Origin of the sequence: Chitinophaga vietnamensis (assembly GCF_902167635.1) — a bacterium.
In the GTDB taxonomy this organism is placed as follows: domain Bacteria; phylum Bacteroidota; class Bacteroidia; order Chitinophagales; family Chitinophagaceae; genus Chitinophaga; species Chitinophaga vietnamensis.
In genome coordinates this window covers 1,003,737-1,022,718 of sequence record NZ_CABHMS010000001.1, presented here as the reverse complement: position 1 = coordinate 1,022,718, position 18,982 = coordinate 1,003,737, and the positions used below count along the sequence as shown (strand labels likewise).

Here is an 18,982-nt window from a genome sequence, read left to right as displayed (position 1 = left end):
GTAAAAATATTATTGTTGAATGGGGTTGAACGCGAAATTCATTCGCCATTGTTCATTCCGCGAGTTGTACAGCACAAAGGTGTAATGCTTGCCAGCAGCCAATCGCCGGCCTTTGCCCAGCTGCAGTTCCAGGCGGTTATCACCATGAGAGAGATGAAAGCTGCCGGATTGCGCCACCTGGTTTTCATCATCCAGCGCAATGATCTCATAACGCACATTATCATCACCAGGATCGTTGACATAGATACATTTCAGGGCGCCGCTGCAATTGCCCATCACGCCGTCTATCTCTCTTTTCAACAGTACATAGCCGCCGTCATCGGGGGTTTTAGCGATCGAGGTATCTTTCAGGCTGAAAGTCCACACTTCTGTTTGTGCGGCAAACAGGCGGCCATTGTTGGCAATCACCATCCAGGCATAGGTGCGGCCGGTATCCAGTGCTACGGCGCCGGAAGGATAGGTCATGACCGGGTTGCGCAAGCCGGTACCGATATAAACCGGGATGTTCTGCTGGATGGCTTCTGCGGCTGATTGATCCGCCCGTACCTCTACTACTCTTAGTTCATAGTTGAGATCTGTGAAGAGGTTCAGCGGAGCGGGCGGCAGCCATGAAAACTGTGGCAGCCTTGTTTCCAGTCTGGCAGTATCCTCCGGTGTATTGAGCAGGGGCGGGCTCACCGGCTCCACCGTGAAAGGAATACAATCTTCTACCGCAGGCTTCTCGCTCTTGTCGCCGTCTATCATCACACTGTAACAGGCGACGTAGTTGCCCGGCGCCAGGAGGCCATTCTCCCTTCTGTCGGCCACGGGCGACAAATACTCATACTGCACCGGGTTGATATCTTTCAGTTGCAACTGCCGGCCACCGGGGCTGAGCGGGATGCTGCGCGTAACGGCAGTGAGCACCGGCTGTGCATTGCCGGCATCTGTGAGGCGTAGCATGATACGCACGCTCACCGTATTGGTAGCGGCGTTCACCAGCATCATATTCCATAATTGCGATTGCTGCATCACACCGGCAGGAGGCACCTGAACTGCCATCGTTACCTGGGCGCTTGCGTTTGTAACAAACAACAGACAAAGCATCCAGCATGCGAGTCTGCGTATGGTTCTGGATTTTTTCATAGTTAAAATATCCTGGTATAGGTTAATCGTCCTGTATTATTTGGTACTAATTTTTTATTTGGTCCGGGAATGAATCCCTTGTCGGCCATCATGGCCAGTTCCCCGAAATAGGGTATCTGTACGCGCATACTGGCGGTATATCCCAGCTGCTGAATATGATACACCGTTTGCCGGTTGTATTTCAATCCCCCGCCTGCTTCGAGCCAGCGTTTTATCTTCCACGATACGTCGCCGGCGGCGCCATACAAGCCGTATTCCTCATTCACAGCGGCCGACAACATACCATTGAGCGTAAACCGCGAAAGGAATATCGTATGATTGGCCACCAGGTTACGGCTGTTGAAATACACAAAATTGCTGTCTTCCTTGTGGTTGTAGAATTGTGAATACGACAACACACTGCTCATCATCACGCCCTTATACTTATAGAAATAGCTGGCATTACCGGAGAGCGTATAGAAGAGGTTCTCCATGAAACGGCCATCACCAAGTTTCATCAGTTGCGACGATGGCTGGTAAGCCACCGTGATCACGGGCCAGCGCGGAATACGCATGGTGGCCTGTATGCTTTTGAATACCGTATTACTCTGGTAATTGGCCGGTTGCAGGTAGGTGACGTAATCATTTTTCCTGATGGCGCCGGTCAATGTAAGCCTGCGGCGGAACAGCGGCTGATCCACTCTCATGTTCCAGGCGGTTTGCCGCGAGCCGGTAGTATACAAACTGAACGACTGAAAATCACTTCCCATCAGCTTGTACATCGCCGAAATACGTGTATCCGTGAACGGTAGTATGGTAGCGAATTTTGCTGCATAGGCTTCATTGGAATGGCTGTTGAAGTTAAGCATGCTGTTAAAAGCGCTGCTATGGCTTCCCTGCCGGGCATAATACGGAAGCGATGATTTCGCCGCCTCTCCGGTCAGGTAGGTATTCTTCCAGAGCCGCCACTGCCCTTCCAGGGAAACGCCCATGATGTTGTTGTTAACGCTCACCTCTTCACCAGGCACCACATTGGTATTCATGTTATATACCTGTCGTTTGCCGGTGTACCACGTAAGGATAATATTGTTGCCTTCCTTCATTCCAATGCCCGCGCGTAACAGGTTCAGGTATTGTTTAGGCCGGGCTTCATTTACCACATAGTTGCGGAAACGATAGTCCACCGCGCCTGTAGCGAAGGCCACATACCAGGAAGGATTGTATTCCATCTGCACACCCGTGATACTGATATCTTTCGCGGTCAGCTCGGAATAGTTCACCATGGTGCGCCCTATGCCAAAAGACCGGATGGATAAAAGCGTGCGATAACCTTTGGGCAGCACGCTATCCGGCAGGTTGAGCTCCGACAGGCCTTCTGTCAGTTCTTTATTATTGCGGCTGTGCGTAAGCACGTCCATCAGTGTAGCTTTCTTCTGGCCATACTTCTTTTGCATCGACCAGTAGCGGGCCTCGGCTTTAGACATCTCTTTCTCCAGCGAGTCGGCTTCGTGCTGTTTTTGCTGATAGGCTTTCAGTACAGGGAAGCTGGTATCTATGGCTGGTGCAGTGTTCAGCCAGCGTTGCTGCAGGCTGTCCGGCACATGACGGCTTTTGATGATACTCGCAATATCGTAAGTGCCTGCGCGTCCTATTTGCGTAACTTCATCCAGTTTTCTGAACGCCGTATCTTTGATGCGATAATAAATACGTTCTCTCTCTTCTATCAGGCGTTGTAACTGTGAGGGAGAAGAGAGCCATCCTTTCAGCCCGGAAAGCTGGTCAGACAGGCCATTGAGCTTATCCCGGAGCTTTGCCAGCTCCTGTATTTGTTTCAATTTACTGGCATCCCAGTTTTTTGCACGTGCAAGGATCATGTTCTTCAGATCCTTATTGGAGTATTGCAAGTTGATGCCGGTGATATTTCTGAACAGCGAAGAGTTGCCCATCTGCGTGCTGAAGGCTACGCGTAGCGGGTATCTGTCTTTGACGGTGATGTCCAGCCAGGTTTGCACGGTATGCTGATAGATATCTTTTTCCACGAAAGGCGTATCTACCCGTGATTGATAATACAGGTCGTACATGATATTACCATGTATGGTCAGCAACGGCGAATGCTGGACAGGAGCAGGTTTGCGCCGCATGCGGACGATCACCGGTTTCACGGAATCTTTCTTGCCGTACAAAGGTAGCGGCACGATGATCTGTGATTTACATCCCGCGCGTACATAGTAGTAGCCTGTATCAACAATAGCTTTGCTGATAGCGGGGGGACCTTGTGCAAAAGTATGGGCAGCACAAAACAGGCCTACAAACAACAATAAAATAAAATGTTTCAATGGATATGCGCTATTAATGCTGGTATAAGGGGGTGTTCTTCTCCATGACTCAGTACAGATAGCGCACTAATGTATTTGTATTATTTTCATCTGGTTATAAGGATATTGTTCTATTGGAATAACGGGATAAAGGTGGAAATTTAAATTTGAAAAAACAAGTATCTTGAAAAAATTATTTCAGTGTTAAAATTGAAAGATGCATATTGAAGGCCGTCTCCTCCTGCTCAACAACATCGACAAACACATCACCATTGGCGATGAGGAGAAATCCTATTTTCTCTCCCTGTTACAAGAACGCACCTACTATAAAAAAGAGCTGCTCCTCCGCGAAGGCGATACCTGCACAAATTTCACTTTTATCTGTAAAGGCTTTGCCAAGAGTTATCTCGTAGATAAAAAAGGAGATCAACATATTCTCACCATTGCCTCGAAAGACTGGTGGGTGGCAGATGTGATGAGTTATGTATCCAGTAACCCGGGCAACCTGTTCATTGAAGCCATTGAAACCACGCATACCTTGCTACTCTCCAGAGTGCACCGGTTGCAGCTATTGGAAAAAGTGCCTGCTTTTGAGCGCTACTTCCGCATCCTTACAGAACGCGCCTTTGCGGTGAGCCAGCAACGCATTGTGGATATCCTGAGCCTGCCCGCAGCAGAGCGCTTCGAGAAATTCCAGCAGCAATATGCACATATCGCCTCTGCACTCACACAACAACAGATCGCCTCTTTCATCGGCGTTACGCCCGCTTTCTTCAGCCGTATGCTGAAAGCCAAACGCAAATAAATATTAACATCCCGATTGACCTGGATCAATGGCCACCCTCCATGGCTATACGAATTTTGTTGGCAAAACTAAAAATATGAAACAGGCTTTAATCATCGTAGATGTACAAAATGATTATTTCAAAGGAGGATTGATGGAACTGTCCGGCGCAGAAACCGTAGCGGACAACATCGGGAGAATATTGGAACACTGCCGGCTGCAAGGTATGCTGGTAGTACACGTGCAGCATATCGACAACAGCAGCCATCCTGCATTTTTCTTCCCCAACACGGAAGGCGCCAGGATCAATAACAGGGTGCTGCCCGCCGCGGGTGAGAAAGTGATCACCAAACATACGCCCAACAGTTTTCAACACACCGATCTATTGCCATACCTGCGCAATAATAACATCACCGATCTGCTCATCACCGGCATGATGACACATGTTTGTATCGACGCCACTACCAAGGCCGCAAAAGATTTTGGGTTCAACTGTACCGTTATCGGGGATGCCTGCGCTACAAGAGACGTGGAGGTGCTGGGTAACAAGGTAAAAGCGGTAGATGTGCAGAATGCAATGCTGGCGGCACTTTCGTTTTATTACGCCACCATAAGAACCACTAGTGAAATGATGCAGCTGTAAGGCCGATAATATCAGCATTTACATGAATCTATCACCCCTACGGGGCTGGTTATCGGTAGATCGCATTTTGTTCCCCGGGTTTCACCCGGGTCTACCGAGCTATTGCCCCTACGGGGCACATAAAAGCGGATCGTTTACATTGGTAAACAAAGATACGCTAAGCCCCGTAGGGGCGGTAGCTCGGTAGACCCGGGACATACGGCCATCTCCCCCCTCCTTTCAAATTATCTAGCCAACCACTCCTCAAAAAAATCCACACACACTTTTATTTCTCAACAGAAACCCTATATTTGTAAAATATGTTCATACATATGAACAATTAGAAGAAACAAAGGAAAACATCAATCAGGATCAAACAACACGCAATTCCAAAGGCTGCATCCATCAGTGAGCAACGATTATTGATATTCATTTATGTTCCAACGTTATACAAAGGCTGCTATATGCATCCTCACCCTCTTTACTGCCTGTCACCCGTCCGACGTACAGGATACCTCATCTGAAAAGATGCCTGACATCGTGGATTATAATTTTCATATCCGGCCCATCTTGTCCGACAAATGCTACGCCTGCCACGGCCCCGACGCCAACAAGCGCGAAGCCGGCCTCCGCCTGGATATTGCCGACAGCGCCTACAAAGCATTGAAAGATGATCCGCACGCCCATGCGATCGTACCCGGCAACCCGATGGCGTCTGCCGTATACCAGCGCATCAGCACCACCGATACTTCCATGCGCATGCCGCCGCCATCCAGCAATATGACGCTCAGCAATTTTGAAGTGAAGCTGATAGAGAAATGGATACAGCAAGGCGCTAAATACAAACCTCACTGGGCCTTCGTTCCGCCCGCCACGCCCGCGCTGCCGCCGGTAACCGACCACAAATGGCCACGTAACGAGATCGACGTATTCACACTGGCACATATGCAGGAAAAAGGCCTCTCGCCTAATCCTGTGGCAGATCACGAACGCCTGCTCAAACGCCTCAGCATCGACCTCACCGGCCTGCCGCCAACCCTCGACCGCATGGAACGCTTCGCGAAAGATACCAGCGACAAAGGCTATGAACGCATGGTCGATGAACTGCTGCAAGACAGCGCCTACGGCGAGAAAATGGCCGTGCACTGGATGGACGTAGCCCGCTACGCCGACTCCCACGGCTACCAGGACGATAACTACCGCAGCATGTGGCCCTGGCGCGATTGGGTCATTCATGCTTTCAATACCAACCTCTCCTACAAAGACTTCATCACCTGGCAACTCGCCGGCGACATGATACCCAATGCCACCCGCGAACAGCTGCTGGCATCAGGCTTCAACCGCAACCACAAGATCACCGAAGAAGGCGGCGTGATCGATGAGGAATACCGCATCGAATACGTCACCGACCGCACCAACACTTTCGGTAAAAGCCTGCTCGGCATCACCATCGAATGCGCACATTGCCATGATCATAAATATGATCCCTTCTCTCAAAAAGAATATTATCAACTCTTCGCCTTCTTCAATAACGTAAAAGAAGTAGGCCTGGAATCTGTAGTAGGCGGCCCGGAAACCTTTGCCAAGAAGCCTTTCATGGAAATCACCAAAGAAGACCTCAACGGTATACTGCATTTTCTGAACAAACAAGATACCGCCCGCCTGATTGTTTCTGTAATGGGCGACAGAGATACAGCGAGAAAAACATTTGTGCTCGGTCGCGGCAATTACGACAATCCCACCATCGAAGTAACGCCCGGCACACCCGCATCGATCCTTTCTTTCAACACCAGCACCTATCCGGCTAACCGCCTCGGTCTTGCCAACTGGCTCTTCGATCCGAAAAACCCGCTCACCGCACGCGTTTTCGTGAACCAGCTGTGGCAGGAAATATTCGGCAGAGGCATCGTCAAGAGCACCGGCGATTTCGGCATGCAGGGCGATCTTCCCAGCAATCCCGCTTTGCTCGACTGGCTCGCAGTAGATTTCATGCAACATGGCTGGAACATCAAACGCCTCATGAAACAACTCGTGATGTCGGCCACCTATCGCCAATCTGCCGTGATCAGCAAAGAAAAACTGAAAGCCGATCCTGAAAATATTTATCTCTCCCGCGGCCCGCGTTTCCGCCTCCCCGCGGAAACCGTGCGCGACCTGGTATTACAAAGCAGCGGCCTGCTCGTGCGCGAAGTAGGAGGCCCCAGCGTAAAACCTTACCAGCCAAAAGGCCTGTGGGAACAGGCGACCTCCGGCCGCGGCCTCCTCGCTACCTACCGGCAGGATCATGGTAAAAGCCTCTACCGGCGCGGCTTGTACACCTTCATCAAAAGAACGGTACCTCCTCCTTCCATGATGATCTTCGATGCCAGCAACCGCGATCAATGCGAAGTGAAACGCGCCGCTACCAACACACCCTTGCAGGCGCTCATCATGCTGAATGATCCTACCGTGCTGGAAGCCGCCAGAGTACTGGCATCCCGCCTGCTGCAACAAAATGGCAACACACAGCAGGATATACAACAAGCCTTCCGCGCCATCGTTTGCCGCACACCGCAAGCACAGGAAACAGCCGTACTGCTCAAATATTACGAACAACAACAGGCGTATTATAAACAACAACCCGGCAAAGCCTCCCAATTGCTGCATCATGGCGAATACCCCATGGCGGCCAATCTGGACCAGGCCTCCTGGGCTGCTATGATGCAAGTGATCACCACTATCTACAACCTGGAAGAAACTTTATCCAAAACATAGCTAGGGCTGATCATCTCTTCTTTAAAAAAAATTGACAAGATGAAAAACGAATTTCTGGAGCATCACCTGAATATGAATCGCCGCAAGTTCCTGTCGCGGCTCAGTTTGGGCATCGGCAGCGTCGCGCTCGGCTCCCTGCTCATACCCGACCTGTTTGGAAAAAGCAGCGCCAGCGAAGCGCCTTTCATTCCCGGTATGCCGCACTTTGCTCCCAAAGCAAAAAGGATTATCTACCTGTTCCAGAACGGCGCGCCTTCACAACTGGAGAGCTTCGACTACAAACCGAAACTGCGCGACATGATGGGACAGGAACTGCCGCCCTCCATCCGCATGGGACAACGCCTCACCGGTATGACCTCGGGCCAGTCGTCCTTTCCGCTGGTAGGCTCGCATTTCGATTTCAAACAATACGGAGAAGCCCGCGCCTGGGTCAGCGACCTTTTTCCACATACCGCACAGATCGTAGACGATATCTGCATCGTGAGATCGATGTTCACCGAAGCGATCAACCACGATCCCGCCCTCACCTTTTTTCAAACCGGCGCACAACAGGGAAACCGCGCCAGCTTTGGCTCCTGGATGAGTTATGGCCTCGGCAGCGAAAATAAAAATCTGCCTGCCTTCTGTGTGTTATTGTCGCGCGGCAAAGGCAATGGCCAGGGCGTGTACTCTAAATTATGGTCCAATGGCTTCCTAGATAGCATCCACCAGGGCGTGCAATTCAGCAGCGGCGATAACCCGGTGCTTTATCTCAACAACCCCGAAGGCATTGATATGGCCAACCGCCGCCAGATGCTCGATCAGCTGGCGTCCTTGAATGATCAGTCATACAAGGATTTTGGCGATCCGGAGATCAGCACCAAGATACAGCAATACGAGATGGCTTACCGCATGCAAACTGCGGTGCCAGAGCTCACCGATCTCTCCAAAGAACCGGATGATATCGTCAAGCTCTATGGCCCCGAATGCCTTGTCCCTGGTACCTTTGCAGCCAATTGCCTGCTGGCCAGGAAGCTGTCGGAAAGCGGTGTGCGCTTCGTGCAGCTCTATCACCAGGGATGGGATCAACATGGTAACCTGCCGAATGATATGGCCGGACAAGCAAAAGACGTAGACCGCTCCTCCGCCGCGCTCATCACCGATCTCAAACAACGTGGCTTGCTCGATGAAACGCTCGTGATATGGGGCGGAGAATTTGGAAGAACGAATTATTGCCAGGGCAAGATGACGGCCGACAACTACGGCCGCGATCACCATCCCCGCTGCTTCTCCATCTGGATGGCCGGCGGCGGCGTAAAGCCCGGCATCGTGTACGGCGAAACCGATGAATTTGGATACAACATCATCAAAGATCCCGTACACGTGCACGACTTCCACGCTACCGTATTACATCTCATGGGGCTTGATCACGAAAAGCTCACCTTCAAACACCAGGGACGCCGTTACCGGCTCACCGATGTTGCCGGAAAAGTTATACCAGGGCTCATGGCCTGATAAAAAAATATTTTATGGAGAGAAGAAAATTCGTACAGGCATCCGCGTTAGTTGCCGCATCCTTTTATATTTCGCGCGATCTCTTTGCCCGCCCCAAAGGGCCGGTATATGGCCATCAAAACATGCGCTATACCCTTGATACCCGCTGGGGTACGCTGGACGCCAGCCGTCACCCGGTGAAGGATTGCCACGAAATGGTACAGGACAAAAAAGGCCGCATCATCCTGCTCACCAACGAAACGCAGAACAATATCCTCATCTATAACAAATCCGGAAAGCTGCTATCCTGCTGGGGACACGAGTTTCCCGGCGCGCATGGTCTTACCCTCAGCAATGAAAACGGTACCGAATACCTCTTCATCACTGACACCGAAAAACACCAGGTATACAAAACCACGATGGATGGCAAGATATTGATGACAATCGACTATCCTGCGGAAACAGGCTTCTACAAAAAGAAAGAAGAATTTGTACCTACCGAAACCACTATCACCGACAATGGCGATATCTATATCGCTGATGGCTACGGCGCGCAATACATCATGCACTACGATCGCAACGGCAAACTGCTGAACACTTTCGGCGGCCGCGGCGAAGGCGACGCCCATCTCGACAATGCCCACGGCATCTGTGTGGATCGCCGCAAAGGCACGCCCACACTGCTGATCACGGACCGTACCCGCAACTGCTTCAAACGTTTCAGCATGGACGGGCAGCTGCTGGAAGTGATCGCATTGCCCGGCGCCTGCGTGTGCCGCCCCGTGATCCGCGGGGAGCATCTCTATGCCGCCGTACTGCGCTCTCCTGATATGAATGTGAGCGGCAGCGGCTTCGTCACGATACTTGACAAAGACAACAAAGTGATCTCCAATATCGGTGGCACTGCTCCCGTATACAAGGGCGCACAATTGCAGCCGATGCAACAGGCTGAAAAGATCTTCGTACATCCGCATGATGTATGTGTAGATGATGATGAAAACTTGTATGTGGCGCAATGGGCCGCTGGCAAAGTGTATCCGTATAAACTCAGGAGGGTGTAGATGAAGTGGAACCGTTTCCGGTGGCAGGACCTTGGCAGCCAACTCCTGTTCGCCACCAATATCTTTGTTTTAGTTTTACTCGTAGCCGGCACTAAAATAGTGGTGCCAGGCTGGCTGCAGGTGTTTGGGCGCATGCATCCCTTGTTCCTGCACTTCCCGATCGTGTTGCTATTGCTCGGCGGCCTGCTGTTATTTATACAACTGCGCGAACCCGAAGCCCACAAATGGAAAACACACTTTACCAGCGCGCTATTGTTAGCTGCCGCACTCAGTACAGCCCTTACCGTTATCATGGGTTTATTGCTTTCCCGCGAAGAAGGCTATACCGCCGATGGCCACGTGCAATGGCACAAATGGGGCGGCGTCGCGGTGTTGTGGGCTGCATCCGCCTTGTACTGGCTGCGTGCATCCGCCAAACCCTGGCTGCCGAAAGCAGGCGCAGTATTAACAACTATATTGCTGCTCATTACCGGGCATTTCGGTGCAGATATCACCCACGGCAACAATTACGTGCTGGCGCCTGTTACGCCGCCACCGGCGGGCGTGCCGCTCGACAAGGCCATCGTATATGATCATCTGATCAAACCCATCCTGCAAGAAAAATGCATGAACTGCCATAATACAGGTAAAGCCAAAGGTGGTTTATCGATGGACCTGCCACAACAATTGATGAGCGGCGGTAAAAGCGGGAAGCTCTTCATTCCTGGTAATCCTGCTGCCAGTCTGCTGATGGAGCGTATACATCTTCCACAGGAAGATAAAAAACATATGCCTCCGGTGGGCAAGCCGCCACTCACGGCAGAGGAAACCGCTTTGCTCTACTACTGGATCAAAGAAGGGGCGGATTTTAAGAAGATGGTAGCGGCGCTTCCAGCGCATGATAGCCTGCGACTGCTTGCTGCTGCACGTTTACAGCCGGTTGAAGCAAAGGAAGCGGCGTATGATTTTTCTCCGGCAAATGAAAAACTGGTACAGCAGCTGAATAACAACTACCGCGTCGTATATCCGTTAGCGTTACATGCCGCGCCTTTGATCGCCAACTGGTATAACAAAGACAAATTCAATATTGCCTCCGTCCGCGAACTGCTGCCGGTAAAGGAACAGCTGATAGAAATGCATTTACAGAAGATGCCCGTGCACGATGCCGACCTGGAAGTACTGGCACAGTTCAAACAACTGCGGGTGCTCAACCTGAGCTTTACCAACATCACCGGGCAAACATTAAATGTGCTCGCGAAACTTCCTTATCTGCAAAGCCTTTCGCTTTCAGGTACGCCAGTCACTTTGCAACAGCTGATGCAGCTGAAATCAGCGCCGGCATTGAAAGAGCTGTATGTATGGAACACCGGCCTCTCTTCTGCTGATATTCAGCAGGCCCAGAAAACGTTCCCGCAGGCAACAGTAGTAAAAGGATTTTCCAATGATAACGGTGAAGAGCTGAAGCTGAACCAACCGCTGTTACTCAATACCGTGGCGGTTTTCAGGAACAGTATGCAACTGATCTTAAAACATCCGGTCAAAGGCGTAGAGATACGTTACACCACAGATGGCAGCACGCCCGACAGTGTGCATTCTCCCGTGTTCAAAGACAGCCTGTTGCTCACCAACAATACCATCGTTCGTGCGATCGCCTGCAAGCAAGGCTGGTATGCCAGTGATCCGATACAGTTTGCTTTCAGTAAAACCACTTATGTGCCGGATAGCATCCTGCTGCTCAACCCGCCTGAAGGCGCCTATGGCGGCAATGGCCCCAGTACCCTCACCGACGGGCAGAAAGGCGGCATGGATTACAACAATGGTAAATGGCTCGGCTATACGAAAAACAGGATGGAGGCCCTCTTGCAGTTCCGCGAGCCCGTGCCCCTCAAATCCGTGACTATAGGCGCATTGCGCAATACCGGCTCTTACATCTTCCCGCCGCAGCAAGTTGAGCTATGGGGTGGCGCTGATCCGCAACACCTGCGCTTACTAAAAAAGGTAACGCCTGCGGCTGCCAAAAAAGACGACCCGGTGACTGCTATGGATATAGATTGTACTTTTCCCCTCGCACATATATCATGCATGAAAATTGTGATGACGCCCGTCACGCTGCCGGCCTGGCATCCCGGCAAAGGCAAACATGCGTGGGTGTTTGTAGATGAACTGCTGTTCAACTAAAAAAGATAAGCATCGCTGCGCAGGTAGAACCGCCAGCGATGCTTACCTTTACTACAAATTATCATACTATGGCCGTCATAGGAACAAAAACGTACCGTGGCGTTGTAAAATCCATTATCGTACTGGGTTTGTTGCTTTTCATTCCAGCGGGCACACTCCGTTACTGGCCGGGATGGATCTATTTTATCATCAACGCCATCAATATCTGGCTGCTCACCTACTACTTCCTGAAACATGATCCTGCACTGCTACAGCGGCGCGTCAATTCCGGCCCCAGGCATGAAAAAGAGAAGAGCCAACGGCTTATACAATCTGTCAACGGCGCCTTGATAATATTGCTGTATATCTGCTCTGCGCTGGAATACCGCTGGTATCCGCATGTTATTCCCATGTATATTGTCATCATGGGTAATTTACTGGTATTGCTCAGCTACTATCTTGTATTCGTTGTATTCAAAACCAATAGCTTTGCTTCCGCGACCATTGAAGTATCCGGCAACCAGCAGGTGATCAACACCGGTCCCTATCGCCTGGTACGGCACCCGATGTATTCCGGCGCTCTCCTGATGTTCCTGGCGATCCCGCTGGCACTGGGCGTTTGGCGCACCCTCCTCTTCAGCATATTGCTCATCGGCGGCCTGGCATGGCGCCTGCTCGATGAAGAAAGATTTTTACGCACTCACCTGAACGGCTATACGGCGTATTGTCAACAAACAAGGTATAGATTGATTCCGGGGGTATGGTAAACAGATTCCTGCAACCCCTTTGTTATATTATATTTTTCTTTATCTTGTTGACATAAAAATATATGTCCCCCTATGAAACAGTATCTTATCGCGGCAGCGTTATTATCCCTCGTTGCCTGCGCCAAAAACGACAATACGCCACCTTCAAAGCCTCCGGCAAACGACACCACCAAACTGGAAATAGCGGTCTATGATGCTACCGCCTGGGATGCCAGCAATCCTTATGGTCAATTACGTGCTGGCGTCAACGTTAGTATCTATCTCACACAGGATGATTACTATGCGCAGAAACCGGTAGCATCAGGGCAAACCGACGCAGGCGGAAAGGCAACATTTTCCGGCATCGCAGCAGCGGATTACTACATCGTTGCGCAGCTGGATACCCTCAGTAACTTCCCCGGAAGGATAAACACCAATCCTGCGATGGGATATACTTTCGACTCCCTGTACCAGCAATTCACCGTGCCTGCCCGTGTAAACGAACTGTTTCCCTATCCCGGCAATTTCATCTACAAAGACCTGAATGCAGATGGTGTACTGGACAGTAAAGACATGGTAAAACTTCCGGCAGAACATATCCACGCCGATAGCGCCAGAATTACCCGGAAAAGAGTATTGATAGGCGTTGCCGACAACGTAAATTATCAACCCTTTGCCACGGCGCAACAATTAAAAGATGCCGTGGACAATCTTTACAACGAAGTGCATACCTGGCACCAGCTGCATGCCACCATCGATGGAGTATACACGGATGATGCCGACTGCTCCGCATTACCGGCCTACTGCCCCATCAACAATTACCAGCTAACGTCAACGGATACACGTATTAATACATTGTGGCAGAACGCCTACATGATCATCTCCAAGGCCAACCGTATTTTCAGCTATGCGGCCACCTCTCCGGTGAGCAAGGCGGATGTGGCCATCTATATGGCGGATGCCCGTGCCGTGAAAGCCTATATGTACCTGCAATTGGTGAATATGTTTGGATCGGTGCTCAATTACAATACGATTGCCATACCGATGAATGTAAGCAGCATGGCGCCAACTCCCACACGCATGCTGATCTCGGCTCTTTTGAAATTGGCAATACTCAGTCTTCCCCATCTCTCCCCCACTGCCAACCGCAGCCACCTCAGCTCCGAAGCCTGTAATATACTGGCGCTGCGCAACGAGCTTGAACAAAATAACTATAGCACTGGCGGCAGTTCATTAAATTCTCTCTATACGCCTGATAGCCTCATCAAGATCGACCTGGTAAAAAATGGCGCTTATAACAATCCCCTGAGCCAGGAAAATATCTGGTGCGATAGCCGCCCAATCAGCAACCAGGACCTGAAAGCGATCTTCAATAAAGGAAATTATGCGCCCGAAATACACCTGGCCGATGCCCTCCTGCTGCAAGCAGAGCTATTCACCTTCACCAACAATCTTGATGATGCATTGAGAAGAGTGAACATCCTCAGAGCCAGGAACGGCAGCCCCATCTATCCAATACCCACTACCAAAACCAATGCAGAAGTAGTGGCCATCATCCAGCAACAATACCGCGATGATCTTGCCATTGAAGGCCTCACTTTCAACAGCCTCAAAAGATGGCAACTGCTCACGCCACGACTGGCGCCCCTCGGCTTCAAACCCAACAACAGCCTGCTGCCCATTCCACAGCAGACAATAAATATATTCACCGGGCTGCAACAGAACCCGGGATATTGATGCGAAGGTTGTCTTACTCAGGATTATACTGATTGAAAGGATTACCAGGATTTTTTTATCAGGATTAATAAAGATTAAAAAGGATTCGCGAAGATCATTTCGATTTGATCTTCGCGAATCCTTTTTAATCTTTATTAATCCTGATAAAAAAAATCCTGGTAATCCTTTCAATCAGTATAATCCTGAGTAAGACAACCTTCGCTAATCACTCAATCCTCTTCCATGCCCCACTGCTCCAGCAGCGCATTGAACTGCGCTTCCGGCAGGCCGGGCTGCTTGTAATGCCCTGCCAGCGTTTTCTGGCGCATAGCTTCGTAGATGCTGACAGCGCAGGCCACAGAGATGTTCAATGATTTGATGATGCCCATTTGCGGGATAATGAAGTTGCCATCTGCGAGGGTGCGGGCTTCTTCGCTTACGCCTTCATGTTCGTTACCGAATACCAGTGCTACGGCGCCGGTGAAATCAATATCATAGAGGCTCACCGCATCGTGCGCGAGGTGGGTAGTAACGATGCGGCTGTATTTCTTACGCAGCTCGGCAAAGCAGGCTGCTGTATTGTCATATTGATGGATAGTCAGCCATTTGGCAGCACTGCTGCTGCTCCGGGCGCCCCACTTCTTGTGACGGGGGATCATCGTGTTCAGCACATATATCTCCTGTATACCAACAGCATCGCAGGTACGCATCACGGCAGAGATATTGTGCGGGTCCTGCACATTCTCCAATACCACTGTTAAATTCCCCTGCCGCTTGTTCAGTACCGACAGCAATCTTTCCCTTCTTTCTGGTGTCATATCAAAAAAAATATTATTCCAAGTGGCGTAAAATTACGAAATAAGGTAATTTCACGCCATTAATCAAAACACGAAAAACCTATGCTCAAAAAGATCCTGAAGATTGTGGGTATCACAATTGTGGTCTTGATACTGGCAGCCATCGCTGTTCCGTTTCTCTTTAAAGACAAGATCATGGCCAAAGTGAAAACGGAACTCAACAACCGGCTCACAGCCAAAGTAGATTTTAAAGACGTGGATATCAGCCTCCTGCGGCATTTCCCGCGACTGGCCGTAGGCCTGGAAGATCTCCAGATAACAGGTACCGGCGCATTCCAGGATGATACGCTGCTGGCTGCAAAAAAGATAGATGTAGCGCTCAACTTCATGAGTGTGATCAAAGGAGATAAAATGGATATCTACAACATCTCCCTCTCACACCCACGGATACACGCTATTGTGAATAAAGACGGCGCCGCCAACTGGAACATCACCAAACCCGATACCGCCCAACACAACCCGGCCGATACCAGCAAAAGCAAGTTCGCCCTCAGCCTGAAAAAATATAGCATCGATGATGCCTATATCAATTACGACGACCGCCAGGGCAATATGCAATTCGTCGCCGAAGGGCTCAATCACTCCGGTACCGGCGATTTCACACAAGATCAATTTACCCTCGAAACCGCCACCACCGCCGATGCCATCACTTTCCGCTATGGCCTCATCCCCTATCTCAACAATGTAAAAACAAAACTGGATGCCAATATCCAGATCGATAATAACGCGCACACCTATACGCTGAAAGATACCAAAGCAGCGCTCAACAACCTCGAGATAGCACTGCAAGGGCTCTTCAGGCTGGTCAATGATTCTACCTATGGCATGGACTTCTCCTTCAAGGCGCCATCCACCAATTTCAAAGACCTCCTCTCCCTCGTACCCGCTATCTACAAAACGGATTTCAACAAAATTAAAACCAGCGGCAGCGCGGCTTTCGACGGATTTGTAAAAGGAAACTACTCCCCCAAACAAATGCCGGCCTTCGGCCTTAACCTCTCCGTAAAAGATGGTTTCTTCCAATACCCTGATCTGCCCAAACCAGTAAAAAATATCCAGCTGGCGGTGAAGATCAGCAACCCCGATGGCGTACCGGATCATACCGTGATAGATATGCCCACCGGCCACCTCGAAATGGATAATACCCCGCTCGATCTTCGTCTCCTCGTGAAAACGCCCATATCGGATATGTATATCGACGGCGCCGCCAAAGGAAAGATCGATCTCTCCAAGATCACGGAATTTGTGAAACTGGAAAACGGTACCGCCCTCAACGGTCTCCTTGATGCCGACATCTCCGCTAAAGGAAACATGAGCGCCATCGAAAAACAACAGTACGACCGCTTCTACGCCGCCGGCACCCTGCAATTGAGCAATATGGTCTATAAAAGCAAAGACTACCCCGACGGTGTAAAAGTGAATAACCTCTCCCTGCTGTTCAATCCGAAAAACGTTACAGTAAAAGATCTCAGCGGTCAATACCTTGGCACCAACTTCCAGGCAAACGGAGAAGTGAATAACCTCCTCGCCTATACGTTCAAGAGCGCGCCGCTGGATGGTAAATTCAATTTCAAGGCAGATCAGATCAACCTCGATAAATGGATGGGTACTACTGCCTCCTCCACCACGGCAGCTACCACCGCTAAAAAAGATACTGCCGCCGCCATGCCTTTCGCCGTACCGGCCAACCTCAATATCGGGCTGCAAGCCAACGTGGATAAAGTACACTACGAAAAAGTAGATCTCACCAACCTCTCCGGCAACCTCCTCGTGAAAGATGAAACCGTGACCATGCAACAGCTCAAAGCCAATGCCCTGCAAGGTACCATGGAGATCAACGGCAGCTACAGCACCAAAGCCAGCAAAACCAATCCGGATATCGATCTCTCCTATAACGTACAACAACTGGATGTACAACAAACATTCAACGCCTTCAACACCGTACAGATGCTGATGCCCATCGGCAAGTTCCTCTCCGGTAAAATCACTTCGCAATTACAGATGCATGGCAAACTGGGCAAGGATATGATCCCCGTGATGAATACCCTCACCGGCGAAGGCAACCTGCTCCTGATTGAAGGCTTCCTGAAACAGTTTGCACCGGTAGACCAACTCGCCAACACCCTCAATGTGGCGCAGCTGAAAGACCTCTCCCTGCGCGATATCAAAAACTATTTCGCCTTCGAAAATGGCCGCGTGAAAGTGAACCCTTTCAAAGTGGCCGTGAAAGGCATCACCATGAATATCGCCGGCTCGCACGGCTTTGATCAATCGCTCGACTATACCCTGCAAATGGCGCTGCCACGCGCACTCATGGGCAATGCCGGCAATACGCTGGTCAACAACCTCGCTGCACAGGCGCAGAGCAAAGGCATCCCCGTAAATATCGGCGACAGCGTACACCTGCAAGTACTGATGGGTGGCAACATCATGAAGCCGTCCCTCAAAACGGATCTCCGCGAAAGCGCCAACAACCTGAAATCGCAAGCTACCGAACTGGTGAAGAACAAGATCGACACAGTGAAAAACGCCGTACGCGACACCGTAAACCAGATCAAGAAAAACGCCGTCAACGCCCTCAAAGATGAACTGAAAAATCAGCTCAGCGGCAAGAAAGACAGCACCAGCAACGGCAACGGCCTGCAAAACGTAGGCAAACAAGCCGGCGAATCCGCCAAAGGCATCCTGAACGGCCTGTTCAAAAAGAAACAAGCAGATACCACCAGGCATTAACGCGAAGGTTGTCTTTGCTCAGGATTATAATGATTGAAAGGATTAACAGGATTTTTTTTCAGGATTAATAAAGATTAAAGGAGATTGGTGGGGAAGATCAACAAGGCGTCAGCCCTTGAAGCGCTTTGAGCGCTTCAAGGGCTATACTCGCGAATATCTTCCCATCAATCTCCTTTAATCTTTATTAATCCTGATAAAAAAAATCCTGTTAATCCTTTCAATCATTATAATCCTGAGCAAAGACAACCTTCGCTTTTTTTTCGTAACTTATCTTCATGTTCCACCATTTCATACATACTACCTGGTGCAACGCCGCACTGTTCGTAGGACTTATCTTCCTTGGTATGGGGTGGTTCATCAAACATTATCCGCCCAAAAGCATTAAAACATGGTACGGCTACCGCAGCGTACTGTCCACACGTAACCCTGAAATGTGGCAGGCCGCTAATCAGGACGCAGCCTATATTTCCCGCCGCATCGGTATGGTGCTGATCATCACCGGTATCATCTGCGCATTGCTTTTTAACAGCCAGAGCGATTGGTTCCAGTACATCACCATTGGCGCCGTTATCGCCGGAACGCTTTATATGGTGGGCTTTACAGAGTGGCGCCTCACACAGGAATTTGATGATGATGGCAACAAAAGATCTTCCTGAAAAAACAAAGGCGCTGCTTGCGCAA

At 50.3% G+C, this 18,982-nt stretch carries 13 protein-coding genes; 10 read left to right on the top strand and 3 right to left on the bottom strand.

Translation table 11 applies throughout. The features are described 5' to 3' along the window. Positions 1-9 precede the first annotated feature (9 nt). Positions 10-1,125, bottom strand: a complete 1,116-nt coding sequence (locus tag FPG75_RS04250; protein ID WP_143305302.1) for a hypothetical protein — start codon at positions 1,123-1,125, stop codon at positions 10-12. A gap of 2 nt (positions 1,126-1,127) precedes the next feature. Then, positions 1,128-3,440, bottom strand: a complete 2,313-nt coding sequence (locus FPG75_RS04245) for a hypothetical protein (protein WP_143305301.1) — start codon at positions 3,438-3,440, stop codon at positions 1,128-1,130. 196 nt (positions 3,441-3,636) lie between these two features. Here FPG75_RS04245 and FPG75_RS04240 point away from each other — a divergent pair, with 196 nt between their 5' ends. The 8 genes from FPG75_RS04240 (at position 3,637) to FPG75_RS04205 (ending at position 14,732) form a co-directional block, all read left to right on the top strand. Next, positions 3,637-4,224, top strand: coding sequence for a Crp/Fnr family transcriptional regulator (locus FPG75_RS04240; protein ID WP_143305300.1), 588 nt, complete (start codon positions 3,637-3,639; stop codon positions 4,222-4,224). Between the two features lie 76 nt (positions 4,225-4,300). After that, positions 4,301-4,846 (top strand): cysteine hydrolase family protein, encoded by a 546-nt coding sequence (locus tag FPG75_RS04235; RefSeq protein WP_143305299.1) that lies wholly within the window; start codon positions 4,301-4,303, stop codon positions 4,844-4,846. 414 nt (positions 4,847-5,260) lie between these two features. Then, a complete protein-coding gene (locus FPG75_RS04230; protein ID WP_143305298.1) occupies positions 5,261-7,579 on the top strand; it encodes a PSD1 and planctomycete cytochrome C domain-containing protein in 2,319 nt (772 codons plus the stop codon). A 39-nt stretch (positions 7,580-7,618) separates the two neighbouring features. Then, on the top strand, positions 7,619-9,073 hold the full coding sequence (locus tag FPG75_RS04225) for a DUF1501 domain-containing protein (RefSeq protein ID WP_143305297.1): 1,455 nt from the start codon (positions 7,619-7,621) through the stop codon (positions 9,071-9,073). A 14-nt stretch (positions 9,074-9,087) separates the two neighbouring features. Continuing rightward, positions 9,088-10,113, top strand: a complete 1,026-nt coding sequence (locus tag FPG75_RS04220) for an NHL repeat-containing protein (protein WP_143305296.1) — start codon at positions 9,088-9,090, stop codon at positions 10,111-10,113. Further along, positions 10,114-12,270, top strand: a complete 2,157-nt coding sequence (locus FPG75_RS04215) for a c-type cytochrome domain-containing protein (RefSeq protein WP_143305295.1) — start codon at positions 10,114-10,116, stop codon at positions 12,268-12,270. Positions 12,271-12,338: 68 nt separating this feature from the next. After that, positions 12,339-13,016: a methyltransferase family protein gene (locus tag FPG75_RS04210; RefSeq protein WP_161596658.1), complete on the top strand. Its 678-nt coding sequence runs from the start codon at positions 12,339-12,341 to the stop codon at positions 13,014-13,016. Between the two features lie 72 nt (positions 13,017-13,088). After that, the gene (locus FPG75_RS04205) at positions 13,089-14,732 is read left to right on the top strand and encodes a RagB/SusD family nutrient uptake outer membrane protein (RefSeq protein WP_143305293.1); all 1,644 of its coding nucleotides are present in this window, start codon (positions 13,089-13,091) and stop codon (positions 14,730-14,732) included. 209 nt (positions 14,733-14,941) lie between these two features. On the opposite strand, the gene FPG75_RS04200 is transcribed toward FPG75_RS04205, so the two are convergent. Next, the gene (locus FPG75_RS04200) at positions 14,942-15,529 is read right to left on the bottom strand and encodes a TrmH family RNA methyltransferase (protein WP_143305292.1); all 588 of its coding nucleotides are present in this window, start codon (positions 15,527-15,529) and stop codon (positions 14,942-14,944) included. 81 nt (positions 15,530-15,610) lie between these two features. On the opposite strand from FPG75_RS04200, the gene FPG75_RS04195 reads away from it, so the two are divergent. Together FPG75_RS04195 and FPG75_RS04190 are read left to right on the top strand one after the other, a co-directional pair. Continuing rightward, entirely contained in the window at positions 15,611-18,301 is a 2,691-nt protein-coding gene (locus tag FPG75_RS04195; protein ID WP_143305291.1) for an AsmA-like C-terminal region-containing protein, read from the top strand. Positions 18,302-18,576: 275 nt separating this feature from the next. Then, on the top strand, positions 18,577-18,957 hold the full coding sequence (locus FPG75_RS04190; protein WP_143305290.1) for an SdpI family protein: 381 nt from the start codon (positions 18,577-18,579) through the stop codon (positions 18,955-18,957). Positions 18,958-18,982 lie beyond the last annotated feature (25 nt).